This window comes from Sphingomonas kyeonggiensis, assembly GCF_030812785.1.
GTDB lineage: Bacteria > Pseudomonadota > Alphaproteobacteria > Sphingomonadales > Sphingomonadaceae > Sphingomonas > Sphingomonas kyeonggiensis_B.
Genome location: NZ_JAUSTJ010000002.1, coordinates 1,151,347 through 1,176,856, shown reverse-complemented (window position 1 = coordinate 1,176,856; position 25,510 = coordinate 1,151,347). Strand labels below are relative to the sequence as shown.

37 protein-coding genes are annotated in these 25,510 nt (G+C 64.6%); 31 read left to right on the top strand and 6 right to left on the bottom strand.

Annotated elements, in window-relative coordinates; all coding sequences use genetic code 11:
* Nucleotides 1–20 precede the first annotated feature (20 nt).
* The 14 genes from J2W22_RS15175 (at nucleotide 21) to J2W22_RS15110 (ending at nucleotide 8,781) form a co-directional block, all read left to right on the top strand.
* On the top strand, nucleotides 21–866 hold the full coding sequence (locus J2W22_RS15175; protein ID WP_307119075.1) for a GPO family capsid scaffolding protein: 846 nt from the start codon (nucleotides 21–23) through the stop codon (nucleotides 864–866).
* 35 nt (nucleotides 867–901) lie between these two features.
* Nucleotides 902–1,927: a phage major capsid protein, P2 family gene (locus tag J2W22_RS15170; protein WP_307119074.1), complete on the top strand. Its 1,026-nt coding sequence runs from the start codon at nucleotides 902–904 to the stop codon at nucleotides 1,925–1,927.
* A gap of 8 nt (nucleotides 1,928–1,935) precedes the next feature.
* On the top strand, nucleotides 1,936–2,673 hold the full coding sequence (gene gpM, locus J2W22_RS15165) for a phage terminase small subunit (protein ID WP_307119073.1): 738 nt from the start codon (nucleotides 1,936–1,938) through the stop codon (nucleotides 2,671–2,673).
* A gap of 1 nt (nucleotide 2,674) precedes the next feature.
* Nucleotides 2,675–2,818, top strand: coding sequence for a hypothetical protein (locus J2W22_RS15160; RefSeq protein ID WP_307119072.1), 144 nt, complete (start codon nucleotides 2,675–2,677; stop codon nucleotides 2,816–2,818).
* A gap of 144 nt (nucleotides 2,819–2,962) precedes the next feature.
* On the top strand, nucleotides 2,963–3,427 hold the full coding sequence (locus J2W22_RS15155) for a head completion/stabilization protein (protein ID WP_307119071.1): 465 nt from the start codon (nucleotides 2,963–2,965) through the stop codon (nucleotides 3,425–3,427).
* Nucleotides 3,424–3,639, top strand: coding sequence for a tail protein X (locus J2W22_RS15150; protein ID WP_307119070.1), 216 nt, complete (start codon nucleotides 3,424–3,426; stop codon nucleotides 3,637–3,639). Before J2W22_RS15155 ends, J2W22_RS15150 begins: the two co-directional genes overlap by 4 nt.
* A complete protein-coding gene (locus J2W22_RS15145; protein ID WP_307119069.1) occupies nucleotides 3,640–3,978 on the top strand; it encodes a hypothetical protein in 339 nt (112 codons plus the stop codon). It begins immediately after the preceding gene.
* Between the two features lie 97 nt (nucleotides 3,979–4,075).
* Nucleotides 4,076–4,435 (top strand): N-acetylmuramoyl-L-alanine amidase, encoded by a 360-nt coding sequence (locus tag J2W22_RS15140; protein WP_307119068.1) that lies wholly within the window; start codon nucleotides 4,076–4,078, stop codon nucleotides 4,433–4,435.
* Complete coding sequence (locus J2W22_RS15135; protein ID WP_307119067.1) at nucleotides 4,405–4,827, top strand: hypothetical protein; 423 nt, start codon at nucleotides 4,405–4,407, stop codon at nucleotides 4,825–4,827. Before J2W22_RS15140 ends, J2W22_RS15135 begins: the two co-directional genes overlap by 31 nt.
* 7 nt (nucleotides 4,828–4,834) lie before the next feature.
* On the top strand, nucleotides 4,835–4,984 hold the full coding sequence (locus J2W22_RS15130; protein ID WP_307119066.1) for a hypothetical protein: 150 nt from the start codon (nucleotides 4,835–4,837) through the stop codon (nucleotides 4,982–4,984).
* Entirely contained in the window at nucleotides 4,981–5,466 is a 486-nt protein-coding gene (locus J2W22_RS15125; RefSeq protein WP_307119065.1) for a phage tail protein, read from the top strand. The genes J2W22_RS15130 and J2W22_RS15125 overlap by 4 nt, the downstream gene beginning before the upstream one ends.
* Nucleotides 5,463–5,945, top strand: a complete 483-nt coding sequence (locus J2W22_RS15120; RefSeq protein WP_307119064.1) for a phage virion morphogenesis protein — start codon at nucleotides 5,463–5,465, stop codon at nucleotides 5,943–5,945. Before J2W22_RS15125 ends, J2W22_RS15120 begins: the two co-directional genes overlap by 4 nt.
* 116 nt (nucleotides 5,946–6,061) lie before the next feature.
* Nucleotides 6,062–7,021, top strand: a complete 960-nt coding sequence (locus J2W22_RS15115; protein WP_307119063.1) for a DNA-methyltransferase — start codon at nucleotides 6,062–6,064, stop codon at nucleotides 7,019–7,021.
* Entirely contained in the window at nucleotides 7,021–8,781 is a 1,761-nt protein-coding gene (locus J2W22_RS15110) for a DGQHR domain-containing protein (RefSeq protein WP_307119062.1), read from the top strand. Before J2W22_RS15115 ends, J2W22_RS15110 begins: the two co-directional genes overlap by 1 nt.
* A gap of 10 nt (nucleotides 8,782–8,791) precedes the next feature.
* Here J2W22_RS15110 and J2W22_RS15105 read toward each other — a convergent pair whose 3' ends face one another.
* On the bottom strand, nucleotides 8,792–9,103 hold the full coding sequence (locus J2W22_RS15105; RefSeq protein ID WP_307119061.1) for a hypothetical protein: 312 nt from the start codon (nucleotides 9,101–9,103) through the stop codon (nucleotides 8,792–8,794).
* Between the two features lie 167 nt (nucleotides 9,104–9,270).
* Here J2W22_RS15105 and J2W22_RS15100 point away from each other — a divergent pair, with 167 nt between their 5' ends.
* From J2W22_RS15100 to J2W22_RS15080, 5 genes are read left to right on the top strand one after another with little or no spacing between them, the layout of a single operon-like run.
* Nucleotides 9,271–10,182 carry a baseplate assembly protein gene (locus J2W22_RS15100; protein ID WP_307119060.1) on the top strand — a complete coding sequence of 304 codons (912 nt, stop codon included), beginning with the start codon at nucleotides 9,271–9,273 and terminating at the stop codon, nucleotides 10,180–10,182.
* Entirely contained in the window at nucleotides 10,172–10,831 is a 660-nt protein-coding gene (locus J2W22_RS15095; protein ID WP_307119059.1) for a phage tail protein I, read from the top strand. Before J2W22_RS15100 ends, J2W22_RS15095 begins: the two co-directional genes overlap by 11 nt.
* Complete coding sequence (locus tag J2W22_RS15090) at nucleotides 10,828–11,862, top strand: gp53-like domain-containing protein (RefSeq protein WP_307119058.1); 1,035 nt, start codon at nucleotides 10,828–10,830, stop codon at nucleotides 11,860–11,862. Before J2W22_RS15095 ends, J2W22_RS15090 begins: the two co-directional genes overlap by 4 nt.
* Nucleotides 11,863–11,864: 2 nt before the next feature.
* Nucleotides 11,865–12,359, top strand: coding sequence for a hypothetical protein (locus J2W22_RS15085; protein WP_307119057.1), 495 nt, complete (start codon nucleotides 11,865–11,867; stop codon nucleotides 12,357–12,359).
* A 3-nt stretch (nucleotides 12,360–12,362) separates the two neighbouring features.
* Complete coding sequence (locus J2W22_RS15080) at nucleotides 12,363–14,201, top strand: hypothetical protein (RefSeq protein ID WP_307119056.1); 1,839 nt, start codon at nucleotides 12,363–12,365, stop codon at nucleotides 14,199–14,201.
* Here the strand turns inward: J2W22_RS15080 and J2W22_RS15075 are convergent.
* Entirely contained in the window at nucleotides 14,198–14,731 is a 534-nt protein-coding gene (locus J2W22_RS15075; protein ID WP_307119055.1) for a hypothetical protein, read from the bottom strand. The genes J2W22_RS15080 and J2W22_RS15075 overlap by 4 nt on opposite strands.
* 192 nt (nucleotides 14,732–14,923) lie before the next feature.
* On the opposite strand from J2W22_RS15075, the gene J2W22_RS15070 reads away from it, so the two are divergent.
* From J2W22_RS15070 to J2W22_RS15025, 10 genes are read left to right on the top strand one after another with little or no spacing between them, the layout of a single operon-like run.
* A complete protein-coding gene (locus tag J2W22_RS15070) occupies nucleotides 14,924–15,406 on the top strand; it encodes a hypothetical protein (protein WP_307119054.1) in 483 nt (160 codons plus the stop codon).
* 3 nt (nucleotides 15,407–15,409) lie between these two features.
* The gene (locus J2W22_RS15065; RefSeq protein WP_307119053.1) at nucleotides 15,410–15,997 is read left to right on the top strand and encodes a phage baseplate assembly protein V; all 588 of its coding nucleotides are present in this window, start codon (nucleotides 15,410–15,412) and stop codon (nucleotides 15,995–15,997) included.
* Between the two features lie 5 nt (nucleotides 15,998–16,002).
* Nucleotides 16,003–16,362, top strand: a complete 360-nt coding sequence (locus J2W22_RS15060; RefSeq protein ID WP_307119052.1) for a GPW/gp25 family protein — start codon at nucleotides 16,003–16,005, stop codon at nucleotides 16,360–16,362.
* Nucleotides 16,363–16,372: 10 nt separating this feature from the next.
* Nucleotides 16,373–17,545, top strand: a complete 1,173-nt coding sequence (locus J2W22_RS15055) for a phage tail sheath subtilisin-like domain-containing protein (RefSeq protein ID WP_307119051.1) — start codon at nucleotides 16,373–16,375, stop codon at nucleotides 17,543–17,545.
* 23 nt (nucleotides 17,546–17,568) lie between these two features.
* Entirely contained in the window at nucleotides 17,569–18,078 is a 510-nt protein-coding gene (locus J2W22_RS15050; RefSeq protein WP_307119050.1) for a phage major tail tube protein, read from the top strand.
* Nucleotides 18,079–18,090: 12 nt separating this feature from the next.
* Complete coding sequence (locus tag J2W22_RS15045) at nucleotides 18,091–18,393, top strand: phage tail assembly protein (protein WP_307119049.1); 303 nt, start codon at nucleotides 18,091–18,093, stop codon at nucleotides 18,391–18,393.
* A complete protein-coding gene (locus J2W22_RS15040) occupies nucleotides 18,327–18,530 on the top strand; it encodes a GpE family phage tail protein (RefSeq protein WP_307119048.1) in 204 nt (67 codons plus the stop codon). The genes J2W22_RS15045 and J2W22_RS15040 overlap by 67 nt, the downstream gene beginning before the upstream one ends.
* Nucleotides 18,527–20,509, top strand: a complete 1,983-nt coding sequence (locus J2W22_RS15035) for a phage tail length tape measure family protein (RefSeq protein ID WP_307119047.1) — start codon at nucleotides 18,527–18,529, stop codon at nucleotides 20,507–20,509. The genes J2W22_RS15040 and J2W22_RS15035 overlap by 4 nt, the downstream gene beginning before the upstream one ends.
* Nucleotides 20,509–20,886, top strand: a complete 378-nt coding sequence (locus J2W22_RS15030; RefSeq protein WP_307119046.1) for a phage tail protein — start codon at nucleotides 20,509–20,511, stop codon at nucleotides 20,884–20,886. Before J2W22_RS15035 ends, J2W22_RS15030 begins: the two co-directional genes overlap by 1 nt.
* Nucleotides 20,883–21,911, top strand: coding sequence for a contractile injection system protein, VgrG/Pvc8 family (locus tag J2W22_RS15025; RefSeq protein WP_307119045.1), 1,029 nt, complete (start codon nucleotides 20,883–20,885; stop codon nucleotides 21,909–21,911). The genes J2W22_RS15030 and J2W22_RS15025 overlap by 4 nt, the downstream gene beginning before the upstream one ends.
* A 37-nt stretch (nucleotides 21,912–21,948) precedes the next feature.
* On the opposite strand, the gene J2W22_RS15020 is transcribed toward J2W22_RS15025, so the two are convergent.
* From J2W22_RS15020 to J2W22_RS15010, 3 genes are all read right to left on the bottom strand, one after another.
* On the bottom strand, nucleotides 21,949–22,794 hold the full coding sequence (locus J2W22_RS15020; protein WP_307119044.1) for a hypothetical protein: 846 nt from the start codon (nucleotides 22,792–22,794) through the stop codon (nucleotides 21,949–21,951).
* Nucleotides 22,795–22,817: 23 nt separating this feature from the next.
* Complete coding sequence (locus tag J2W22_RS15015; RefSeq protein ID WP_307119043.1) at nucleotides 22,818–23,309, bottom strand: hypothetical protein; 492 nt, start codon at nucleotides 23,307–23,309, stop codon at nucleotides 22,818–22,820.
* A 148-nt stretch (nucleotides 23,310–23,457) separates the two neighbouring features.
* Nucleotides 23,458–23,751 carry a barstar family protein gene (locus tag J2W22_RS15010; protein ID WP_307119042.1) on the bottom strand — a complete coding sequence of 98 codons (294 nt, stop codon included), beginning with the start codon at nucleotides 23,749–23,751 and terminating at the stop codon, nucleotides 23,458–23,460.
* Nucleotides 23,752–23,837: 86 nt separating this feature from the next.
* On the opposite strand from J2W22_RS15010, the gene J2W22_RS15005 reads away from it, so the two are divergent.
* Nucleotides 23,838–24,604, top strand: a protein-coding gene (locus J2W22_RS15005) for an IS5 family transposase (RefSeq protein WP_307119041.1) whose coding sequence is annotated in 2 segments (ribosomal slippage) — nucleotides 23,838–24,150 and nucleotides 24,150–24,604 — 768 coding nt in all. Because the reading frame shifts where the segments join, the coding sequence is not laid out codon by codon here.
* Here the strand turns inward: J2W22_RS15005 and J2W22_RS15000 are convergent.
* On the bottom strand, nucleotides 24,601–25,020 hold the full coding sequence (locus J2W22_RS15000; protein WP_307119040.1) for a helix-turn-helix domain-containing protein: 420 nt from the start codon (nucleotides 25,018–25,020) through the stop codon (nucleotides 24,601–24,603). The two genes, J2W22_RS15005 and J2W22_RS15000, sit on opposite strands and share 4 nt — an antisense overlap.
* A 27-nt stretch (nucleotides 25,021–25,047) precedes the next feature.
* Between J2W22_RS15000 and J2W22_RS23510 the strand changes: the two genes are divergently transcribed.
* Nucleotides 25,048–25,266, top strand: coding sequence for a DNA-binding protein (locus J2W22_RS23510; RefSeq protein ID WP_373422980.1), 219 nt, complete (start codon nucleotides 25,048–25,050; stop codon nucleotides 25,264–25,266).
* Nucleotides 25,267–25,510 lie beyond the last annotated feature (244 nt).

Here is a 25,510-nt window from a genome sequence, read left to right as displayed (position 1 = left end):
TTTTGGAGCGCGTGCCCGCCATGGCAAAGATCAAGACCAAGTTCTTCCGCGTCGCTGTCGAGGGCCCCACCGTCGATGGCCGCACGATCGAGCGCGCCTGGATCGATCAGATGGTCGGCAACTTCAACACCGCCACCTACACGCCGCGGATCAACCTCGAGCATATCCCGGGCTTCAGCCCCGAGCCGCCGTTCAACGCCTATGGCGACGTGATCGAGCTGCGCAGCCAGGACGACGAGCTGCAGATCGACGGCAAGCCCAAGAAGCTGCGCAGCCTGTATGCGCGCTTCGAGGTCAACGACCAGGCCGTGAAGGTGAACTCGGCCGACCAGAAGGTGTTCACCAGCGTCGAGATCGCGCCCAACTATGCCGGCACCGGCAAAGCCGGGCTGGTCGGCATGGCGATGACCGATACGCCGGCCTCGCTCGGCACGGAGCGCCTGGCGTTCAGCGCCAAGGTCAGCGGCAACGCCCTCTCGGCCGCTCACGAGACCAACCTCGCCTTCGAAGCGCCCGAGCCGCCGGCGCCGGATAGCGAGGTTACCACCCTCGCCAAGAGCTTCACGGCATTCCTGAAGAGCTTCAGCAAGACGCCCGAGGAGCAGACCCCGACGCCGACGCCCGCCCCCACCCCGGCCCCCGCGCCAGCCAACGACAACATGTCTGTCCTCTTCACCGAGCTGGGCAAGTTCGCGGGCGCGGTCGAGAAGCTCAGCGCCTCGGTCGATGGCTTCGGCACCCGCCTCACCGCGATCGAGACCGGCCACGCCGAGCTCAAGACCAAGCTGGGCAACACCGATGCCGGCGGCCCGCGACGGACCTTCTCCACCGGCGGCGGCGGCACTGGCCCGCAGGCCGATTTCTGACCCTCCCCCGCTGATCTGACCGGAGTTCCCTCCCGATGCGCACCGAAACCCGCCTTGCCTTCAACACCTATCTCGCTCGCGTCGAGCAGCTGAACCCCGGCGTCGACATCCGCTCGAAGTTCAACGTCGATCCCTCGGTGCAGCAGACGCTCGAGGTGAAGACCCAGGAATCGAGCGCCTTCCTGTCGATGATCAACATCATTGGCGTGCCCGAGCTGAAGGGTGAGAAGGTCGGCCTGGGCGTCAACTCGACGATCGCTGGCCGCACGGACACCGCCGGCGGCAATCGCCGCAATCCGCGCAGCCCGCAGGGCACCTCGCCCACCGGCTATGAGCTGAAGCAGACCAATTTCGACACCTTCATCTCCTACGCGCTGCTCGACGCCTGGGCGAAGTTCCCCGAGTTCCAGACGCTGCTGCAGGGCGCCTTCATGGAGCGCGCCGCGCTCGATCGCATCATGATCGGGTGGAACGGCACCAGCGCGGCCGCCGCCACGGATCGCGCCGCCAATCCACTGCTCCAGGACGTCAACATCGGTTGGCTCCAGGACATGCGCACCAACAACGCGGCCCGGGTTATGTCGGAAGGCGTCGAGGGTTCGAACAAGATCCGCATCGGCCAGGGCGGCGACTACAAGACGCTGGATGCCCTGGTCATGGACGCGAAGCACAGCCTGCTTCCCAGCTGGCAGCGCAACCGCACCGACATGGTCGCCATCTGCGGCTCGAACCTACTCCACGACAAGTATTTCCGCCTTGTCAACCAGGACGAGAAGCCGACCGAACAGGTCGCGCGCGACATCATCCTGTCCACCCGCCGCCTGGGGGGTGAACAGGCCGGCGTCGTGCCGTACTTCCCGGAAGCTTCAGTCTTTCTCACCCCGCTCAAGAACCTCTCGATCTACTACCAGGACGAGAAGCGCCGCCGGCTGATCAAGGACGAGCCGGAATATGATCGCGTCGCCGACTATTCCTCGTCGAACGAAGGCTTCGTGATCGAGGATTACGAACAGGCCATCCTGCTCGAGAATATCGAGCTGATCGACATCGACGAAGGCTGAGGCCGGCGATGATCACCCCTGCCCAGCGCCACTATGCCCGGCAAATGGCAGCCCGTGCCGCTGTGGAGGCCTCCACGCCTCGCAACGGCGCGGAAGCGCGCGTCACCGCCGCAGCGTCCGAATACGAGCTGCAGCGGGCGCGTCTGGGAGTGGATCTCCGCCGCCTGAGCGAGATCCAGTCGATCGACCGCAAGATCGAGCTGAAGCGCGAACTGGTCCCGGGCTATGCCGATTGGGTCCTGGGCGTGCTCGGCGCGGACACGGGCGCCGCCGACGATGTGCTCGTCCAGGTAATGATATGGTCGTTCGATATCGGCGACTGGGACGCCGCGCTTAGGCTGGGCGGCTACGTCCTGCGGCACCACCTCGATATGCCCTCGCGGTTCGAGAGCACCGCAGGCACGTTCATGGTCGATACGGCGGCCGACGCAGCCGCGAAAGCGCGAAAGATCGGCGAAGCCTTCCCGCTCGAGCTGCTCTTCTCGATCGAGGAGCTGACCGCGGACGAGGACATGCCCGACCAGGCACGGGCCAAGCTGCTGAAGGAGATCGGCCTGCTCGTCGCCGAGCAGGCGGAAGCCATGGATCCCGCGGCCGATGGGCCCGCGGGCGCCCGCAAGGCCGGCATGGCGTCAGGCCTGGAGTACCTCCGCAAGGCCCTCGCCAAGAACTCCACCGTGGGCGTGCAGAAGGACATCGCCCGCCTCGAGCGCGAGCTGAAGAAGCTCGCCGTGCCGGAGAGCTGACATGGACTGGCTCGTCATCCTCACTTCGCTCCTTGCCCTGCTGGTGATCTTCGGCGGCCTCTACGCCTGCCACCGCGTCACGGCATCGCGCCCCCACGATCATCTGCTCCCGGCCACGCCGCGCGCCCCGCGCAAGGGCAACTGACATTCCCGCCGGCGCGCCGGCGTCTCACCAGCTCGCCCCGCGGCGCTCGGGGGGCGGAACGAACGGATTGGGACCGGCCTTCGGCCATCGCCCCGCCCGCGCGCGCCTCACCCCCCGTAAACCGCGGCCGCCTCGAGGATCCCGATGACCGGCTTCGTCGCCAACCCACCTGCTGCTCCGGACACGATCGTCGCCGGCGACGGCTGGTGGCCGAGCCTGTCCCTGAACGCGTTCAAGGCCGGAATCCGCGTGCCAAGCGACCTCACAACCGCCAGAATCCAGGATGCCCTGGTCGCAGGCATGATCGAGGCAACGCGCGAGCTCGCCAGCTGGCGCGAACTGAAGGAAGCCGCCGGCGCCTCGTCGCTCGAGCTGGTCGACGCGCCGACCTTCGCCGGCGAGAGCGAACTGGTCACGCTTTATCGGCGCGCGGTGTTCGCGCTTGCCGGCGCGGATCTTGCCGACACGTCCAACGATATCTCGGCAACCGACGCGGGCCGCCAGCGCAACGAGATCCGCGCTACCTCCGCCGTCGAGCATCGGCGGAACGCTACCGCGGCGATTCGCAGGATCCGCGGCCGCACGCGCAACCGGGCCACGCTGATATGAGCCTCTCGCCTCCCGCCTTCGCCGGCGAAACCCTCGACGCGCTGGTCTGGCGCGCCACCGGCGGCGGTCCCGAGGCGGTCGAACGCACCCTCGCCGCCAATCCCGGCCTCGCCGATCTCGCGTCCGCCCTGCCCGAAGGGCTCGAGGTCACCATTCCCGACAACGTCTCCGCGCCGGCCACCGCCGAGCTCGTCCAGCTCTGGGACCTGTAGATGCAAAAGCTCCCTGCCCTCCTCGATGCCGCCGGCACCCTGCTCGCCGGCCTGGTGCCTGGCGCGATCGGCGCCACCGTCACCCTCGCCTTTGAGCGCGGCCTCACCTGGGGCCAGCGCTTCCTGCAGCTCGCGGTCGGCACCGTGGTCAGCTTCTACGCCGCGCGCATGGTCGGCGCGATCTGGCACGGCCTCGATCCATTCGTGATGGACGGCGTCAAGTTCACGATCGGCATGATCGCGTTCAAGGCCACGCCCCGCTTCATCGCTTCGGCCGTCGACGTCGTGGCCGGCGTCCCCGGCATCATCCGCGATCGCTACCTTCCGAAAGGAGAATGACCATGGGCTCGCCCGCCTGGATGGACCCGAACCGGATCACGGACATCACGATCCACTGCCCGCGACGCCTGAGGGCCGCGACAATTCCGCGGCCGAGGTGACCCGCTGGGACGTCGAGCGCTTCGGGCAGGCCAGCTACCACTATGTGATCGAGCTGGACGGCGACGTCGTGCCAACGCTGCGCCACGATCAGAAGGGTGCGCATGTCGGTAACCGCAACACCGGCAATCTGGGCATCAGCTATGTCGGTGGCACCGCGACGCTGAACGCTGGCGGCGCGCCGAAGGACACCCGGACGGCGGCCCAAAAGGAGGCGATGGCGCGCCTGGTCAAGGATCTCCGTCGCCAATTCCCGCGCGCACGAATCCGCGGTCATCGCGATTGGCCGGGCGTCGCGAAGGCCTGCCCCAGCTTCGACGTCGCCAAATGGCTGGCGTCGATCGGCTTGGCGGCATGAACCCCTGGGCGGTTCTCGGCGGCGGCCTGGCCGCGATCGCGCTGCTCGCCGGCGCCTATGTCGTCGGCCGCGGCGATGGCCAGGCCATCGAGCAGGGCAAGCAGGCAACTGCCACCCGCGCCGTCGCGGAAGAACGCGCAGCGCGCGAGCAGCGCGTCGACCAGGTCGGCGCCGGCGCCGTCCAGGCCGAGGCCCAACGGACCAACACCATGACGGAGGTTCGCCATGAAATCGAACGCATCACGGTCGATCGCCCTGTGTATCGCAATGTCTGCATCGATGCTGACGGGGTGCGGGCGCTTGACCACGCCGCCGCCGCAGCCAATGGCGAGGATCCCGGCATCGGACCTGCAGCCGCCGGCGCTGCTCCCGCGGCCGCGCCGCCTGGCTGACGGGACCATGGACGGCATCACGGCGATCGGCGGCTTCTACGATCTCTACGACGTCGCCGGCAGGATGCGGCTCGACTATGTCGCGCTGCAGTGCAAGGTGCTCGCGTCCCAGGGCCAGCCTCTTCGCGCCGATTGCCCGAAGGCGCCGGCGCCATGAACAAGCTCGATGCATGCCGCGCGGCGATCGTCGCCGCCAACTCGGAGCTGGCGCAGAACCCGGATCGCCTGATGATCTGGGCGGACAAGGGCCGGGTCGTCACGCGCCTCACCACCGCGCTCGGCTATGAGTGGCGATATCGGGCGAATATCCTGCTCGAGGGCCTCACCAGCTCGCCTGACGCGATCATGGTGCCGGTGCTCCTCTGGCTGCGCGAAGCCCAGGCAGATCTCCTGCTCAACTTCCAGCGCGGCGACGAGGCCGTGAAGTTCGAAGCGCACATCCTCGATGCGAACAGCTGGGATCTGAAGGTGGAGTTCGAACTTTCGGAGGCCGTCACCCTCACGCCACGCGATGGCGGTGGCTGGGATGTCACGCACCTCCCCGAGCCGCCGATCGGCGACATGCTGCTCGAGGGCGCCGGCGCCACGCCACTGCGCGAGATCTGGCTCGGGGGCGAGCAGCTGATCCCGCGGCCATGAGCGACCCGCTTGATCCGCTCGACCATGAACTGGCGCGCCTTGCGGCGTCGATCGCGCCGCCGGCGCGCAAAAAGCTCGCCGGCGCGATCGCGAACGACCTGCGCGCCAGCAATGCCAAGCGGATTCGCGCGAACGTCCAGCCCGATGGCGAGCGCATGGAGCCCCGCAAGGCGAGCTCACTGCGGCCCGCGAGTCTGGGCGCGGTCGCGCGCAAGAAGAAGGATCTTCGACCACCGCGCATGTTCCAGAAGGCACCCGGCTACCTGGTGAAGCGCGCGACCGCCGCCGGCGCCGAGCTCGGCTTCAGCAGCTCGGCCGACCGCATCATGTCGGTGCACCAGCTCGGCCTAGTCGACCAGGTGTCCGACAAGGCCGGCTCCCCCAAGGTCGCCTATCCCGAGCGCGTGGTGCTCGGCCTGTCCGACGAGGACCGCGATCGGCTGACGTCAAGTGTTATTACCCATATTGGCGGGAACTGACGCCGCCGGACGCAAAGCGGCCTGTCGGCTACCCAAAAGAACCGTTTCGGCGCCGCTTGCGGGGATCGCTCTTTCGAGTAGCGTGCCACTGAGGTACGAGCGGCAAGGAATAGTAATTGGGGGCGGGATTGGAGCAGTCTAAGGTGGTGGCGGCCAACGCGACAGACGCCAACCTAATACACGATGATGCGGCAAAGGCACTTGAGACTATAAACAATGGCGAAGTATCGCTTATTGTGACGTCTCCTCCGTACAATATTGGCAAAGAGTATGAGCGCGACCGCAAGATGTCGCTGCAAGAATACTTGGAATGGCTCCGACCAATAGCGGAGAGCTTGTATCTAAAACTTTCTGATACGGGAAGCCTATGCTGGCAAACCGGTAATTTCGTGGAAGGCGGAGTGGTCTACCCCCTAGACTTCTTTTTCTACGATATATTTTCCAAGCTAGGACTTAAGCTTCGGAACAGGATCATCTGGCGCTTCAACTTCGGGCTTCATGCGACGAAGAGATTCTCGGGCCGGTATGAAACGCTCCTCTGGTTCACGAAGTCCGACGAATACACCTTCAACCTAGATCCGATCCGAGTGCCCCAACTTTATCCCGGTAAGAAGCATTCGAATGCAAAGGGCGAAGGCAAGGCGGGAAAATTTAGCGGCAACCCGAAGGGAAAGAATCCGGCCGACTTCTGGACGTTCTCGGCAGAAGACGCCTTCCTAAACGATCCAGTGTGGGATTTGCCAAATGTGAAGGCAAACCATCCAGAAAAGACGATTCATCCCTGCCAGTTTCCCCACGAACTCGCGGAGCGCTGCGTCCTGGCCTTCACCCAGCCGGGCGATTTAGTACTGGATCCATTCCTTGGGGCAGGCACAACCGCCATCGCCGCCATCAAGGCCGGACGGCGGGTAATCGGCGTGGACAAAGATCCTCGGTACATCGCGCTTGCTCAGCAGCGCCTGAATGAATTGAATTCTGGCGAACTGGCATTGCGGAGATCCGGCCTTGCGGTCCGGGCGCCCAAGCTCGGGGAAGCCGTGGCTACTATCCCCGAGGAATGGGGGGGCAATGAATAATGGCGGCGCCGAAAAAGAAGAAGGCCCCTAGGGCCCTAACGCCCGAGCAGGTCAATGCGAAGGTCCAAGCGGATCATCGTTCGCTGATTCGGTCCATTTTTCGCGGTTGCGGCTTCCACCGCGTGACCGCCGTCTCGGACAAAGAGTTTACCTACGACGGGCAGAAGTCAGACTTCGACGACGTTTTCGTTTATGAGAACGTCATTCTTCTGATGGAATACACGACATCCCAGCCCTCGAGTGTTGGCGCGCACTTGAAACCGAAAAAAGTCCTTTACGACAAGATAGACGCCGACCGGCCTGCTTTTATTCAGTTCTTGAAGCAGAAGTTCATCGACTCTGCTGACCAATTTCCTCAGCACTATCACGCCAGCAAGCTGGTTGTCAAAATTGTCTACTGCTCAAGATATGACTTTGAGAGTCACTACAAGAGCAATGTGCCAAATCCGTCCTACTTGGACTACTCGGCAGCGAGATACTTTTCATCCGTAATTGATGCCATAAAGAAATCTGCGATACTCGAACTCTTGGAATTCCTTGGAGTGGATTACAAGCAGGTTGGAAGTGGTGGAAAGATATCCGTTTCATCCGCTGGGAAAGAGTACAGCGGATCGCTGCTCCCTGAAGCACACTCTAATTTTGACGACGGATATAAGGTCGTCTCCTTTTATGCAGACCCGGAGGCCCTACTCCGCACTGCGTATGTACTACGCAAGGATGGGTGGCGAGACTCGCTCAACCTATATCAAAGGATGATTTCCAAGGCCAAAGTCGAGGCTATCCGAGCTTACCTGAAGAAGGAGCGCAGGGTATTCATAAATAATATTATCGTGACCTTGCCGCCTGATGTTAAACCTATCGGAGAAGACGGAACTACGCTTGAGGCAAAGGATTTAACTGACACTGCCCCAGTGTTAATTAAACTCCCAGATAGACCGAACTCTGTCGGGCTAATCGATGGCCAGCATCGGGTTTTTGCTTACCATGAGAGCGTGTCTGACGACGCAGAGATTGCTCAGCTGAGAATACAGCAAAACCTTCTGGTCACGGGCATCATTTATCCGAATAATATAAGTGAACCGGATCGTCAAAAATTTGAGGCGAAGCTTTTCTTGGAGATTAACTCTACCCAGACTAGCGCAAAGTCGCCACTGAAACAGGCTATCGGCATCGTCTTAGATCCTTATTCGGGGGAGTCGATTGCGGCGCGCACCTTGGCTGGCATGGCGAAGGATGGCCCGCTATCAGGATTTATCCAACAGTACTTTTACGACACTGAGAAGCTTAAGACCGCATCTATTGTCAGTTACGGCCTAAAGCCGCTAGTGAAAACAAGCGGATCCGATTCGATATTTTCGATATGGAAGGAAGCGAACAAAGATTTGGTCGCTTCCGGATCAGACCTGACGCTCCTGGAGAGCTATGTGGCCTTTTGCGTCAATACAACGAATACCTTTTTGCGGTCCGTAAAAAGGAACTTAGATAAATCTCGATGGACGACCGCTGCGAAAGTTCCAGGAAGGGTTCTTGCCACCACCTATATCAATAGCTTCCTGATTGCACTGAGACTACTTATCGAGCGCGGCGAAGATCTTAGCGAGGATGTCGTAAGATCCAAGCTAGCGGGGCTTAATGATTTCGATTTTTCTGTCTATCATTCCAGCCAATACGCTCGGATGGCCGAAAAGATCGTAGCCACCCACTTCACAAACACCCCGGCACCGACAGTAGGAGACGCCCCCGGAGAGCTGCCAAGCTGACTTACCCGGCCTAGGGCTTCTCGCGATTGCTAGCTTTCAGCCAGTCAATGATCTGGTACGCGTGCCTACGAAGGCAATTAGGTTCCTGGATCAGCAGCGTGCACGCACCATGAGGATCTCGCTCGGCGAAGGACGCAAGTTCATGCAGATCGCCTCGATAGTGCCGCAGGATCCTAATGGCCTGCACGCCCATTCCCGCCACCTCTTCCTCCTGCACGACAAGCGCGCGCTTGTAGATCTCGTTCGCGCGGCTAGGACTCACACCGAGCGCCTCGCCGATCGCTTGGAAGGTTGCGCTCTGTTCGCGCAACTTGAGCGCCATCTGATGTCGTTCCTTCATACTCGCTCGATAGCTCGGCCTGGCCCGTCCGTCACTGCCGGGAAGCAACAGGTGGGCGGCGGAGTCCGAGCTTGGTGACGCTGTTGTAACGCACGCTCTTACAACAGTCCGGCATGGCAGGCCGGCCACCCGCGCGGCGAAGTGCCGGCGTGCCCGACCTGTCCACCACCTCCGCGATCGATCTGTCGCAGATGACGCCGCCCACGGTGATCGAACCCGTTGGCTATGAGGCGATCCTTGCCGCGCTGATCGCGCGCATCCAGGAGCCGGACCTCTTTCCCGACTTCGATGCGACGGTCGAGTCGGACCCGATCATGAAGCTGCTCCAGGTCCTGGCCTGGCGCGAGCTGCTGATGCGCCAGCAGTTCAACGAGCGCGCCCTGCAGCTCTTCGTCGCCTACGCGACCAAAACGAACCTCGACCATCTGGGCGTCCTGGTCGGAGTCCCGCGCCTGGTGATCGACGAGGGCGATCCCGAACACGGCGTGGATCCCACGCTCGAGGACGACGATCCCTACCGCCAACGCATCGTTTTGGCGGCCGAGAGGTTCTCCGTCGCCGGGCCCGCGCTGGCCTATGTCTTCCACGCCAAGTCCGCCCACCCCGACGTGCTCGATGCCAGCGCCACCTCCCCGGCCCCGGGCGAGGTCCTGGTCTCGGTGCTCTCACGGACTGGAGACGGGACGGCGCCCGCCGACACGCTCGAAGCCGTCGACGTGGTCCTCACGCCGATCGCCGGCAATCGCATCCGTCCCATGGGCGACCTGGTCACGGTGGCCTCGGCCGAGATCGTCGAGTTCGAGGTCGTCGGCACCCTCTACACCTTCCTCGGTCCCGATCGCGACGTCGTCCTGGCCGCCGCCCGCGTCCGCCTCGATGCCTATCTGGCCGCGAGCCGCCTGCTCGGCCGCAACATCACCGTCTCGAGCCTGCATGCGGCGCTTACCGTGCCCGGCATCCAGCGCGTCGAGCTCGAGCTCGAGGAAGACGTGGTCTGCGACATGACCCAGGCGGCCTGGTGCACCAACATCGCGCTTGCGCATGGCGGCTATGACGACTGACCCCCAGCTCCTGGCGCCGAACGCAACGGCGCTCGAGCGCGGCGTCGCCAAGGTGTCCGAGCGCCTGGGCGAGGTGCCGATGCCGCTCGCGGAGCTATGGGATCCCGCCACCTGCCCGCTCCCGATCCTGCCTTGGCTGGCCTGGGCGCTCTCGGTCGATACCTGGGATGCGGACTGGTCCGAGGGCATCAAGCGCGAGGCCGTGGCCAACTCGATCGATGAGCATCGCCGGAAGGGCACCCGCTATTCGGTCGAGCAGGTCCTCGCCCGCTTCGACGACCTCGCCACGATCGTCGAATGGCACGAGACCGCCCCGCGCGGCACGCCGCACACCTTCGAGGTCATCCTGCCTCTGGTGCTCGAGGACGGCACCGCCCCGGGCGGTGAACGCGCGACCGCGGCCTTTGCCGACCAGGTCATCCGCGAAGTCTCCCGCACCAAGCCGCTGCGCGAGCATTTCCAGTTGGTCCAGCAAGTCACGCTCGCCGGCGGGATCGGCGTCCAGGGCGTGGCCCGGGTAGCGCTGCTGCAGCGCGAGGACATGATCCTGACCGTCGACACCTCCCAGCCCTGGGCGACCCTGCTGACCGACGAGAACGGCGAGCCGCTGCAGAGCGAGGATTCCACCTTTCTGGACACCGCCCCATGACCGCACTTCCCCTCGTCGTTACTGCCGACGGCCTGCAGCGCTTTACCGAGGCGCAGCTCGACGACGATATCAATCTCGCGATCACCGAGGTCGGCTTCACCGACCAGGTGTTCGTCGTGGCGCCCACGCTCACCGCGCTTCCCGGCGAGTTCCGGCGGGTCGACACCATCTCGGGCACCGCCCTGGACAACTACATCGTCCATATGATCGTCCGGGATGAGGCGCCGCTCTCCTACTCGGTGCGCGGCTTCGGCCTCTACCTCGACGACGGCACACTTTTCGCCGTCTATGGCCAGGCCGGTCTGATTGTGCAGAAGTCCGCGGGCTCGACCCTGCTGAACGCGATCGACATCGCCTTCCCCACCGGGAACGCGAACGAACTCGTCTTCGGCGACACCAACTTCCTCAACCCGCCGGCGACCGAAACGACCAAGGGTGTGGCCGAGATCGCAACCGATGCCGAGGCGGACACCGGCACCGACGACGAACGGATCATGTCGCCGAAGAAGGTGAAGCGCGTGCTCGACGCGCTCGCCACCGCCTTGGGCGTCGATATCGATGCCCTGGAAACGGCGCTCAGCGCGCTTGCCGCCCGCACCATCACCGGCTCCGGCCTGGTCACGGGCGGCGGCTCGCTAGCGGCAAGCCGGGTGCTCGACGTCGCGATCGCCAGCTCGGCCGAGATCCTCGCCGGCGTCCAGAACGGCAAGGCGATCACGCCGGCGGGCATCGCCGGGATCACACGCTCGCTTGCAACCAACGGCTACACCCCGATCTTGGGCGGCGCGATCGTCAAATGGGGTCGCTTCACAGCTGCTGCGGACAACACCACCGCCGTCACCTTCCCGCTCGCCTTCCCCAATGCCTGCTTCGCCGCGGTCTGCAGCGGCGGCCAGTCCGGGCTCGATGAAGCCAATGACGAGGACAATTTCCCCGAGGTGATCGAGTCCACGATCACCAGCGGCGGCTTCACCGTCTCGAGCAACCGGGGAAGCGGCATCACCACCACCTATATCGCGATCGGATTCTGAGCATGGCCGCTTCTCGCCTGCTGTGGAGCCCCGCCGGCTTTTTCCACCGTGACGTACACCGGGTCATTCCCGTCGACGCCGTACCGGTCTCGGCAGCGGTCCATGCCCGACTGCTCGACGGCCAGGCCAGGGGCAAGGAGATCGTCGCGGGCCCAGGCGGGCGCCCGATCCTGGCAGACCCGGGAACGCGCTCGCCCGAGGAGCGCCGCCAGCGCGCCCGCCGCCAGCTGCGCCGCGAAACCCGCCGGCGGATCCTCGCCATCGCCAGCCTCGCCACCCAGGCGAACGACAATAGCGCGCTCGCCCTTGCAGCCTTCGCGATCGCCAGCGCCGGCGCGACGACGATCGACACGGCCGGCGCGATCGCCCGCCGCACCCGCATCGACGCCGTCCGCGCCGCCGGCGCTGCGATCGGCGCCCTGCTCGAGCGGACCACCGACGCTGATCTCGCCAGCTTCGACCCCACCGCAGACCACCACTGGCCCGACGAGGATTGACCCGTGAAGATCTCCGCCCTCACGACGCTTGACAATCCGACTGGCCTGGAAACCATCCCGGCCCTCTCGGGGGTCGAAACCGTCGCCGTGCGTGCCGGCGCACTCGCCGCTGCTGCTGTGGCGCCCCAGCTTGCCATCGCCACCACCGCGGCCGCCAACGCCGCGGCGGCCGCCGGCTTCCCGCAGCTGAACGGCAACCTCCCCATCGGGTGGATCGATCTCGCCGACAATGGCATCACCGGGTACGAAAACGACTATGGCGTGACCTGGTTCTCGAACGGCCTGCGCTGCATCTCTATGATGCCGGAGACCTACAACATCCGCGCGGAGTGGAAGGGCGCGCTGCGCCTCCGCAATCCCGCCGATGGGCTCACCTATATCGAGGTCCTCGTCGAGCGGATCTACGACCCGACCAAGCAGGGCATCGCCGCGGCGGTCCGCTACGTCCACACCGACACCGGCAACGACGCCAACAACGGCCTCACCCCGGGCACGGCCTGGAAGACGGTCAACTATGCCGTCACCCAAATCAACGCCGATGGCTCTTCGGTAGTGTTCGACCTGCTGGTCGACAGCACCACCTTCATCGCCGGCAATGCCCAGGGCTGGGACACCGGCAACATGCTGATCGGCACGCCGGGCAATCCCAAGCGGCTCCGCATCAAGAACATCGGCGCGGGCCGGCCCTGGCTCCTGCCCGGGATGCGCGGAAACTACACCATGGCGACCTTCGCCTGGATCCCCAAGGGCAACGGGATCTGGGCCTGCTCGACCGGCGCGATCAGCGCGGCCGCCAAGAACTCGCCCTTCGTCGCCGACCTGTCCGTCCTGGATGCCGACGGCGCGCCGACCTTCAGCGATGCACTTGCCGGGCCCTTTGCAGACGAGGCCGCAGTTCTCGTGCCAATGCAGGATAGGCCGAGCTTCTACTATCTCGCCGCCACGGGCACCTGGTACGTCAAGCTCGCCTCGGGTGCTAAACCCAACCCGGGCGTCAACTTCGCCTATTCCGAGCTGCAGGCGGGCAACACCTTTTCGCTTGCCGAAGGGTCCCGCCTGCTCGTCGAGAACTTCCGCTGCGTGTTCAATTGCGGCGCGGCCGACCAGGCAATCTTCTTCTGGGCGCACCCGCAGACCTACACGATCGGCGCCGCCGCGCCGAACGTGGTGCACGATATCCAGGTCACCTGGATCGACTGCGAATCCTATGGTTCGAGCGGGAACAGCTTCGGCTCGCGCTCGGTCACCCGCACGATCATCAAGCGCTGCAAGGCAAAGTACGGGTGGCTCGACGGCGTGAACACCCACTCGCTCTATGTGCCCGGTAACAGCAACGCGCCCGAGCAGGGCAGCGCCCAGCACACTTGGGTCGAGGACTTCGTCGCCGAGCATCTCGGCCCGAACAACTTCAAGGGTCAGCCCGCGGTCAACACCAGCTGCAACGCGATCACCGATCACGATCGCGGCCGCACCACCGCGGTCAACTGCCGTGGCGGGCTCACCTATGGTGCCGTGTTCGCCTTCACCGGCGGGGCGAAGGGCCTGGCGCTCAACTGCAACATGTACGAGCCGACCAACACCACCACCGGCGCCGGCGCCGCCCAGGGCACCACCTCGTGCAAGTCGCCCTATTGGGCAGACGGTGCCAGCTCGACCGCGCCGTTCGACGGGACCGAGCTCTGGCTTGTCCACTGCACCGGCCAGGTGAAGAACAGCGGAGCGATGTTTTATCTCAACACGGCGGCGCGGATCGTCGCCGTCGAGTTTCGGGGGAAGAAGTCCACCCTTAAGGTGAACATGACAACGGGAGGTATCGTCGACGGCGTCGGGGCGCCGATCTAGTAGAACTTGCCAAGCGCCCTCTGGCCCTGGCGTAAAATATCTCTCATCGCTTCATCGATGTGATCAAGCGACCGAGAGTACAGTTCTGCAGGAGGGCAGTCCTCCGGGATTCTCTCCAATGCTGCGAACAGTGAACGAATGCACTCCCCTGTGCTATCTGGCAGAATGAGCGCCGCCATCGCGCGGGACTCTTCCAATTTTATCTTTGCGCTTTGGTATCGGCGGGAGAGATCGCTTTTGTGCTCTGGCGCCCACGAGAAAGCGCCCTCATGTTCTTCCAGCCAGGAAAGCTGCACGCTCTGCATCTGACCGAGAGCAAGAACAATGTCCGTGAAGGCCTGTAGGCGCTTTTCCCACGATTTTTCCAGCTTGTAACGCCGCAGCGCCCACCGGACTGCCAGCCATGCCACAAGGAGCGCCCCAGCAAGCTGGCCCATAAGTTTGGTGGCCTCAAAGAGCCAAAATTCTGGAAGCTCCACTTTCTCAATCCCCCAGGTCTCAATCGCCTTCCTGCAAAGCACAATGAACACCGGGGGCTGTCAACGTCCTCGACTTGCGCATGCTGTGCTGTCCGCCCGCGGGGCCGCCTGGCTCACCCAGCCAGTGTTGTAACGCCGCTTCTTACAACAGTGGGAACGTGATCGTCGCGCGTCCGCGCTCCAGCATAGGCCCCGCTCAATCGGGCCGGCTGCGGCCCGCACCCACCAGCGAGGACCGCCGCCATGAACAACCGCGCCACCAAGACTGTCACCTTCACGCGTCCGGCGAACACGACCCAATATGCCTCGGGCGACCTAGTCGCCAACAACGCCACCGCTGCCAGCGTGGTCGTGCCGCACGTCGCGGCGGCGCGCTTCCCGGGCGGAAACGGCAGCGTCGTCGGGATCCAGCTCACCAAGAGCAGCGTCTCGGTCACCGCGGCCGCCTTCCGCGTTCACCTGTTCACCGCGGCGCCGACCGCCGGTAACGGCGACAACGGCGCCTTCTCGGTCACCAACGGTGGGGCCAAGGGCTATCTGGGCCATGTCGACGTGACGATCGACCAGGTGCTGGGCGATGCCGCCCAGGGCCGCGCTGCCTGCGCGATCCAGTTCGACACCGTCGCGCCGAGCGCAGACCTCTACGTCCTCCTCGAGGCGCGCGACGTCTACACCCCGGCCTCGGCCGAGGTCTTCACCGTTGAGCTCGAGCTCGAGCGCGACTGATCCGTGACCGCCGAGGACGATCTCCCGGGCCGCATGGGCGAGCTGATCCGCTATGGCACGATCGACAGCGTCGATCTGCCCGGCGGCCGCATCGCCGTGCGCGTCGGGGAGATTGTCACGGCGAACCTGCGCTGGCTCACCGGCGCCGCCGGCGGAACGTCGATCTGGATCCGGCCCAAGGTGGGCGAGCAGGTCGTGCTCTTCGCGCCGGATGCAGACATCGAAGGCGCGATCGCCATGCGTGGCGTCGTCTGCAATGCCTTTCCGCCGATCGGAGACCAGGACCGCGACGTCATTCGGTTCGAGGACGGCGCCGAGCTCGCCTACGATCCGGTGACGCACGGGCTCGAGGCGACCTTGCCCGGCGGCGGCAAGGCCACGGTGACCGCGCCTGGCGGGATCAAGTTCGTCGGCGACGTCGAGATCCAGGGCCAGCTGAAGGTCACCGACAACGTCGAGCTCGAGGCGCAGCTCCACGCCGTCGGCGAGATCTCCAGCGACGACGACGTCAAGGCCGGCTCGATCAGCCTGAAAACCCACAAGCACGGCCAGGTGCAGCCGGGCAGCGGGATCTCGGGGGTGCCGCAATGATCGGCATGGACCGAGAAACCGGCAAGCGCCTCTCGGGCCTCGAGCACCTGGCGCAGTCGATCACCGATATCCTCACCACGCCGATCGGCTCCCGCCTGATGCGCCGCGATTATGGCTCGGCCGTGTTCGAGCTGATCGACCAGGCGATGAACGCGCTCGGCCGCCTCCGCCTTATCGCCGCCATCGCCGATGCGATCCGCCGTTGGGAACCCCGCATCCGCCTGACGCGCGTCACGCTAACCGGCGAAGCCGCCGAGTTCGCCGGCGGGCGGTTCGGCGTCGACCTCGAAGGCGAGCTCACCGAAGCCGCCGGCGTCACCGGCCTCGCCCGCCTCTCCATCCCCCTCCGTCCCGCTTCCAGCTGAGGATCCTCGCATGGCTTTCTTCCACGGCATCACCTTCCTCGAGCCCGTCGAGGGCATCCGTCCGATCCTCGAAAAGTCGATGGCGATCATCGGCGTGATCGTCACCGCCAGCGCCGAGGCTGGCGCCGCGACCGAGGCTCTCGACGCAGCCTTCCCGCTCAATCGTCCGGTCCGGGTGAACGACTTCCGCGCCGCAACTGCGCTGTCGACCGGCGGTACGATGGCGAAGGTCTTGGGCGCGATTGCCGACCAGGGCACGCCGCTGACGATCGTTGTGCGCATACCGGAGGGTGCCGACCAGGCCGAGACAGAGGCGAACGTGGTCGGTGGCAGCGTCGATGGCCTTTATACCGGTGTGAAGGCGCTACTCGCGGCTGAGGGCATCCTTGGCCTTCGGCCGAGGATCATCGGCATGCCCGGCCTCGACACGCAGCAAGCCATCGTCGCGGCCGTCGCCGTGGCGAAGAAGCTCGACGGAATGGTCTACGCAAGCTGCCGTGGGGCCGAAACGGACACCAACGAAGGTGCGACCATCTACCGTGGCCAGTTTGGCGATCGCGAGCTTGAGCTGATCTGGCCCGACTGGACCGGCTTCGACGGGCACGCGATCGCCACTGCGCTCGGCCAGCGCGCCATGACCGATGAGCGGATCGGTTTCCACAAATCGCTATCCAATGTCGTCGCCGCCGGCGTCACCGGCATCAGCAAGGACGTCCATTTCGACATCCGCGATTCCGACAACGACGCCGGCGTCCTGAATGCTGCCCAGGTCACCACCCTGATTTGCATGAACGGCTACCGGTTCTGGGGGAACCGCACCTGTTCGGATGAACCCTTCTTCTCCTTCGAGGTCGCCACGCGCACGGCCCAGGCGCTGAAGGATGCACTCACGCAGATCGAGGCGCCTTACATCGACAGGCCGATGACGCTGGGCCTGATCCGCGACTTGGTCGAAGAGGGCAACGCTCTTCTCCGCCGTTGGACGCGCGAAGGCCGGATCATCGGTGGCAATACCTGGTTTGACGGGACGGCCAACCCGGCGGAATCGCTCGCTGCGGGCAAGCTCACCATGGACGTCGAATATACCTCGATCGCGCCGCTCGAGGCCCTGACGAACAACCTCCGCGTCACCACGAAATACTATTCGGGTTTCGGCGACCAGCTGAACGCCGCGACCGCCTGACCTAGCGCGCAAAGGATCCGCACATGGGCCTCCCCCACAAGCTGAAGAACTTCACCGTCTACAACGCCGGCGACAACTATCTCGGCAAGGTGCCCGAGATCGAGCTACCCAAGCTCGCGCTCAAGGTCGAGCAGTATCGCGCCGCCGGCATGCTCGGTGAGATCGATATCGCGCTCGGCCTCGAGAAGCTCGAGATGACGACCAAGTATGGCGGCCTGGTCGTCGCGGTGATGCGCCAGTTCGGTGAGTTCGGCGTCTCCGGCATACAGCAGCGCTTTGTGGGCTGGTACCAGGAAGAAGAGCTGGGCACCGCCATCACCGCCGAGATCGTCACGCGCGGCATGCATACCGAGATCGACCTCGGCACCGCCAAGACCGGCGACAACACCGAGCACGCGGTCAAGTCGACGCTCACCTACTTCAAGCTGATCGTCAACGGCGCGGCGCTGATCGAGATCGACATGATCTCGGGCCTGTTCATCGTCGGCGGCGTCGATCGCAGCGCAGCGATGCGCGCCGCCCTGCAGCTCTGAACGGAGGTTTCCATGTCCAAGCCCGTCAAGATCGCGAACGTACCGCTCGAGGAGCCGATTGCCCGCGGCGAAACCTCGATCGAGACCTTGCAGCTCCGCAAGCCGATGAGCGGCGAGCTGCGCGGCCTCACCCTGGTCGACCTCACCCAGCTGAAGACCGACACGGTGATCAAGCTGCTGCCCCGGATCTCGAACCCGCCCATCACCGAGATCGAGGCCGCCGGCATGGATCCCGCCGACCTGCTGCAGTGCGGCGTCGAGATCGGCTGTTTTTTTCTGACGGCGGCGATGAGGGCGGAGAACCCGGGCCTGTAGAGCAGGCCTGCGCGGACATCGCCGCCGTGTTCCATTGGCCGCCCGAGGTGATGGCGGCGATGACGCTGGACGAACTGATGATGTGGCAGTCGCTTGCCATCGATCGCTTCGAGAAAATGAGAAAGGCTGAAGGGTGAGCGAGAGAAGTGTCCGGGTCCAGGTGCTGTTCGCCGCGCTCGATCGCCTGGGCGCGCCGCTGCGCCAGCTCACCGGCGGCACCCGCGGCCTCGGCCGCGCGATGGCGGAAACCCAGCGGGAGCTCGCAGGCCTCAAGCGATCGCAAATGCAGCTCGCCCAGTTCCGCGGTGCCGAGCAGCGATTCCAGAAGAGCGCCGAGGAGCTCGCCGAGCTGCGCGCCAGGACGGCCGCGGTGCGCGAGGAGATCGCCAGGACCGATGCCCCGACCAGGGAGCTCGCCCGCGCACTGCAGGCGGCCGAGAAAGCCGAGGCCGCGGCTGCGGCCCGCGCAGCGACACACCGGGACCGGCTCCAGGACCTGTCGCGGGGCCTCGAGCGCGCCGGCGTCGATGTGTCTCGCCTGACCGAGCACGAGGAGCGTCTTGCTCGCGAGACGCGGCAAACGAACGAGCAGCTCGAGGCGCAGCGCGCACGGCTCGAGCGCATCCAGCGGATCCAGAGGCGCGGCGCCGCCATCCGGGAAACCGGCGGCAAGATCGCCGGCGCCGGCGCCATGGCGACCGCCGGTGTTACCGCGCCACTCGTCGCGCTCACCGTGGCCTCGATCCCGGCCGCGATCGACAGCCAGAAGTCGTCGGCCGACGTCAAGTCTGCACTCGACTCGATGGGCCCAAAGGCCGGGCGGTCGCTAGAGCAGTTGTCAAAGCAGGCGTCTGATCTGCAGGATAATTCCCTGTTCGACGACGACGACATCATGAAGCAGGTCACCGCGAACATGCTGACCTTCGGCAATGTGTCGGGGCAGGCGTTCGACCGCGCCCAGCTCGCCGCGGTGAACCTCACCGCGCGCCTGGGCGGCGACCTGCAGGGCCGCGCCCTGATGGTGGGCAAAGCGCTGAACGATCCGGTGAAGGGAATCAGCGCCCTCACCCGTGCCGGCGTCAGCCTCAGCGCCGAGCAGAAGGAGCAGATCAAGACCTGGGTCAAGGCGGGCGAGACCGCCAAAGCCCAGGCGATGATCCTGGACGAACTCGACAAGCAATTCGGCGGCGCCGCCAAGGCGCAGCGCGATGCAGACCCGACCGCCGGCTCGCAACAGGCCTGGCGCACCTTCCAGGAGAGCCTTGGCGGCGCCGCGCTCAAGATCCTGCCCGCCCTGACCAGGTTGCTCGAGAAGGTCACCGCCGTGATCGACTCGATGAGCCCGGACACCCTGCTCGCTGTCATCATCGCGCTCGCCTCGATCGGCCCGATCCTCACCATCGCCGGCGGCGCGATCACGGTCTTCGGGGCGATCCTGTCCGGCCTCGGCTTCGTCGCCGGCGCCCTGGGCATCTCGATGCTCGCGGCCTTCGGATGGATCGCGGTGATCGTCGCGGCGCTCGCGGCAGCGGCCTATGCGATCTACGCCAATTGGGGGCCGATCTCGAACTTCTTCAGCAAGCTTTGCGCCCGCATCGGCTCGGCGTTCATGGGTGCTGTCAACTTCCTCCGCTCCCTGATCCCGTCCTGGTCGTCGATCGGGAAGATGATGCTCGAGGGGCTGCTGACCGCGCTCGATCCCCTGCGCTTGGCGCGGCACATCATGGGCCTCGGTGCACGTGCCGTCACCGCGCTGAAGGCGGTGCTTGGCATCAAGTCGCCAAGCCGCGTCTTCGCCGCGATCGGCGGGCACATGATGGCGGGTCTCGACCAGGGCCTCGATCGCGGCGTCGGTGGACCGCTTTCGCGGCTGAGCGGCATCGGCAACCAGATGACGGCCGCCATGGCGGGCAGCGCGCTCATGGCGACGCCGGCGGCCGCCGGCGCCGGCACGCCCGGGCGCGGAGCCTCGGCGGTGCCGGTAACGAACAACTTCTACATCACCGTCCAGGGCGGTCCAGGCGTCGACATGCGCGCCCAGGCGCGCGAGCTCTACGCCGAGCTCAAGCGGCTGCAGGCCGAAGAAAACGGCTCCAGCTTCGAGGATCGCGACTGATGGCGCTCGCCGCCCTCGGCCTGTTCGTCTTCGAGCTGGCGACCTTCCCTTTCTCCGATTTCGCGCGGGACACCGAATGGGCGTATGCGCGCACGCCGCGCGTCGGCGATCGGGATGCCACCCAATATGTCGGCCCCGGCGCGGAGCGGATCTCGATCGGCGGCCTGATCGCGCCCGAGGCGGTGGGCAGCTATGGCGCCATCCAGACGCTGCGTGACATGGCGGACCAGGGCGAGAGCTACGACTTCATCGAAGGCACCGGCAGGATCCTCGGCCGCTTCCTGATCCTACGCATGAGCGAGCAGCGAAAGGCGATGCTCGTCGACGGCGTGCCGCGCGTGATCGATTTCTCCCTCGAGCTCGAGCGCGAGGCATGACGAGGCGGGCCGATTTCCGGCTCACCCTCGCGGGCTCCGATCTCGCCGGCGATATCTTCGCGGCCGCGGCGGAGCTGGTTGACATCACCGACAAGGTCCGGCCGCGCCTGGTCTCGCTTCGCCTCACCTCGAAGCGCGGCGGCGAGGCCGATCAGCTCGACCTGGTGCTCGACGATTCCGATGGCATGCTCGCCATTCCGCCCTCTGGCGCCGTGATCCGGCTGCAGCTGGGCATCAAAGGCGAGGGCCTGGTCGACAAAGGCGCCTTCAAGGTCGACGAACCGGAGTGGAGCATCCCGAGCGACCAGATCTCGGTCCGCGCCCGGGCGGCCGACCTGACCGCAGGCTTCCGCGTCCGCACCGAGCGGAGCTGGAAGGGCACGACGCTGGGCGCGATCGTGCGCGAGCTCGCTGGCGCCAACGGCCTGGATCCACGCATCGATCCCGATCTCGCCGGCATCCCCGTTCCCACGCTCGTCCAGCACAACACCAGCGACATGGCCCTGCTCCGCCGCCTGGGGAAGGATCACGACGCAGTCGCCACGGTGAAGGACGGCAAGCTGCTCTTCAGCCGGATCGGCAAGGGCACCACCGCCAGCGGCAAGGCCCTGCCCGGGCTCACCTTGACCCGCCCCGACGTATCGAGCTGCAGGGTGCGGTTCACCGCCCGGGGAGCCGATGCCGGCGTCGAGGCGCGCTGGCACGACCAGGACGCCGGCGAACGCAAGACGGTGAAGGCCGGCGGCGGCGCCGGCAAGCCGAAGCGCCTGCGAAAGGTCTATCACAGCGAGGCGGCCGCGCAGCAGGCCGCACAGGCCGAGAACGGCCGAACCAAGCGCGCCGGCGCATCGGCATCGATCGAGCTATCGGATCCTCGCCCGGACCTCTACCCCGAGCGCAACGTCACGCTGCAGGGCTTCAAGCCCGGGGTGGATGGGTCGAACTGGATCCTCTCAGAGGTGTCACACAGCCTGGACAAGTCCGGCGGCCTGCGTACCAGCCTTACGCTCGAGGCAAAGGGCTAGATCTGCCCGACGCGAAAAGGGCGCAGCTGCTGGTCCGTTAGGTGAGGTGGAATGTCGAAGTGAAGAAGAGGTGTTCCACCACCCGAGCAATGGTCAAAAGCGTCGCCACGACAAAACTTCCCCATCCCAGTTTGGTATTCAGGTCGAAGGACCGTACCTGCGACGAGTATATGTGCGAGCTGCTTTGCGTAAGGCTCTCTCGCAGCGTGTCCATCTTCTGGATATACCCGTTGAACACCTCCAAGGTGTTCCTCGCTTCCTCCTTAACGCTGGCGAGTTCAGCGGACAGCTGCTCCCCGACCAGCGAGACGGATTCACCGATCATTCGAATGCGGGCATGCACAGATTGCTCGACCTCCCCGTATTCCAATGCTGGGGGCCCTACCCTGGCCCGCGCTAGGCTCATGATCTGATCGCGCACTTCCTCCACGATTCGCGTCGACAAGATCTCGCCGGAGATCCTCTGAGCTGTATCTTCCCACGAATCGATAGAACGGGTCAGGCGGTTCGAAAACTCATTGACCGGGCTGATCAAATCGAACTGATGAAGGCGGTCCAAGATTGCCGCGGCGGCTTGCTCATCTGATCGACCTGCCAACATTTCGCTATTGCGGGCGACGGCGACCAAGTGTTCGGCATGGTATTCATGCCCGAAGTAGAGCGTTGCGAACCAAAGCGCGATATAACCGATCCACGCAGGCAACCCGGCATCATCGCTGAAGCCCGGGACCTTGATCTTGTCGGGCGCCGCAAGGGCGAAGAGGATCAGCAGGGCACAGACAAACAGATAGTTGCGCCGCGTCCGCTCATAGGCCGGCGTATACTTGAACTCGATCTTCGGCTCCGGTGAAGCGAGCGGCGTGACCTCCTGCCTCGGGCGCATCGATCAATCCTCCTCGCCGCCGCTCAAGACGCGTTCTCTAGCTCGGCCTCGCTGGGCGGCTCACTGCACTGATCCTTCGGGGCGGAGGGAAAGGCGGAACATGCAAAGGTGCTGCGATCGTACCCGGTGTTTCGGTTGATCTTCAGGCTGTATATCCGCGCCGCTGTCTCGCGGTTGGTCATTTGCGGAGCGGTGGCAACGCGGTCCGCGTCCACCCAGCCCCAAACGTCACACAGGGACTTGCCAGCACATTGGGCCCTAGCGGCGCGATCAATCGCCTCGGGCTTCGCATCGCGGGGAATGATGACCGTGTAGATCCCGCTCCCGATGGCCTTGAATGGGAAGGCTGCAGCACGATCGCCACCCCCTTCTTCCTTAGGAAGTAGCGACACGAGAATTATGATCAGCACCGCGAGCAGCACTATCGCGCAGCCGCATCCCTGTATTTGCTTCCCGCTTGCCTGGAACTTCTTGCCTGCGGCGACGGCTCGCACCGCCCGATCTTGCTTCGACATTCTTCCCCCTCGCCCGGATCGCCCCAGGGCCCGGGAGACTGATGCCCGGTGTGGCGGGCTATGTCCTCCTTAGTTCGCGCCGAAATGGATTGGCTGCACTAGGTCGTGAACTCATAAATGCGGGACGGTTGAAGAGGTCTTCGAGGCGCTAATCGACGAATTTTACGCTCACTACAGTTGCCTCGTCCGCGATGGTTTTGAGCGCATCGAGAAACGACGCATCGCCGCCGCTCGTTCGTAAACCTGACAGTTGAGCGGAATGCCTGAAGACGAGCGAGACTTCTCCCGGCCATCCTGGTCCGCCACTTTCGATTGCGTCCCAGAAGGCGTCGAGATTTCGACCGAACATTGCGGCGCCCTCGGGTTTCGCAGCGTCGAGATAACGCTGCCAGAACTCCTCTGTCGATCCGATGCCGGAACAATCAATCACGACCTCTTGCATATTCCGAGCATCGCATTTGCTTGTGAGGTCCGCAACAGAGGCGTGATGACCTTCCATATTCCGCCCAATTCTGATTCACACTCCGCATGAGCCGATATGACCTGACCGACTTCGAATGGCGCGTTATCGAACCGCTACTGCCCAACAAGCCGCGAGGCGTTCCGCGCGTCGATGATCGTCGGGTGCTGAACGGCATCTTTTGGGTGCTGCGTTCCGGCGCACCATGGTGCGATCTGCCCGAACGCTATGGTCCGCGCACCACCTGCTACAATCGCTTCGTGCGATGGCGAAAGGCAGGCGTCTGGGATCGGATGATGGATGCCATCACCGCCGCCTATGACGGCGACATCCAGATGATCGACAGCACTTCCATCCGGGCGCATCAACAGGCTGCGACGGCAAAAAGGGGGATCGAGATCATTGTCTCGGTCGTTCCCGAGGCGGGCTCACGACCGAAATCCATGCCGTCGTCGATGCGCAAGGCCTCCCGATCCGGCTCGGCCTGACCGCTGGGCAGGCACATGATGGCCAAGTCGCGGACGATCTGCCCAACCACCTTGGGCCGCACATGATCGTGCTCGCCGACAAAGCCTACGATGCCGATCGCATCCGCGCGCTGATCGAGGAACAGGGCGCCACGCCCAACATCCCGGCCAAATCCAATCGAAAGTGGAAGCCTTGCTTCAGCAAGCGGCTCTATCGCGAGCGCAACCTGATTGAGCGGTTCTTCTCCAAACTCAAGCACTTCCGCCGCGTTGCCACTCGCTACGAAAAGTTAGCGGAGAACTTCCTGGCCATGGTCCAACTTGCCTCAATGCGCCTTTGGCTCCGCGCTTATGAGTCTACGGCCTAGTCCCGTTCGCCGCGGAACTCGGCGTTCGGTGTGTGCAGGCGAGCTGAAGCAGGAGCTCGCTGGGCGAGTGAACGCGTCAGGTGAAGGATTGCCGACTGATCGGCATCGTCGAGCAGGGCGATCAAGTCGATCAGCTCCGTTTGCGACTCGGAGAACAATTCCCGAGCTCGCCTTCCGGTCAGGACGAAATGCACGTCGACACCCGCCCCGGCGAGATTCGCGAAATATTCTGCGCCGGGTTCGGTTTCGGCCTTTTCATACCGGCTTTGAGTTTGAAGGCCGACCCCGCCCAACCGACCGAACTCGGTCTGGTTGAGCCCCTTCGTTTTGCGCTCGGCACGCAAACGGGAGGAAAATTCTACAAGGTTGAACAAATTTCGATTGACCTTTGTGCAATCCTGATGAATTGTTGCCACTAGTTTCTACAGAATGGCACAAAGCACATGTTTGACCCCGGTGCCACACCCGACGACATCGCTGTGCGGGCGGGACGCGTACGCGCCCGACTCGCGGCTGAAGGCGTCAATGTGAGCGAATGGGCTCGGGGGCGCGGGTTCAATCCACGTCTCGTGCACGCGATTCTGGACGGGGGCCGACCCTGCCGGCGTGGTCAATCTCACAAGATCGCCGTCGCCCTTGGCATCAAGGACGGCGCTGCGTGATCCTGCACGCATCTCCTCTTTCCCCCCTTCGCGATCGGCCGCGGACCGATCGCGCTGCGACGCGCTCCGTGCCCGGCGGTTCGTCGGTAGCCCCACTTCCGCCTGTCCTGCGTACCGAGCCTGGCGCCGATGGTCGCTTTCCATCGGCGTCCGGTTTCGCAACCCGTCGCCGGGGGACCGACCCGAGGATAACGGCCGAGCCCATTGGGTTCCGGCACTCGAAGCCGCTATGGCAGTCCCCTAT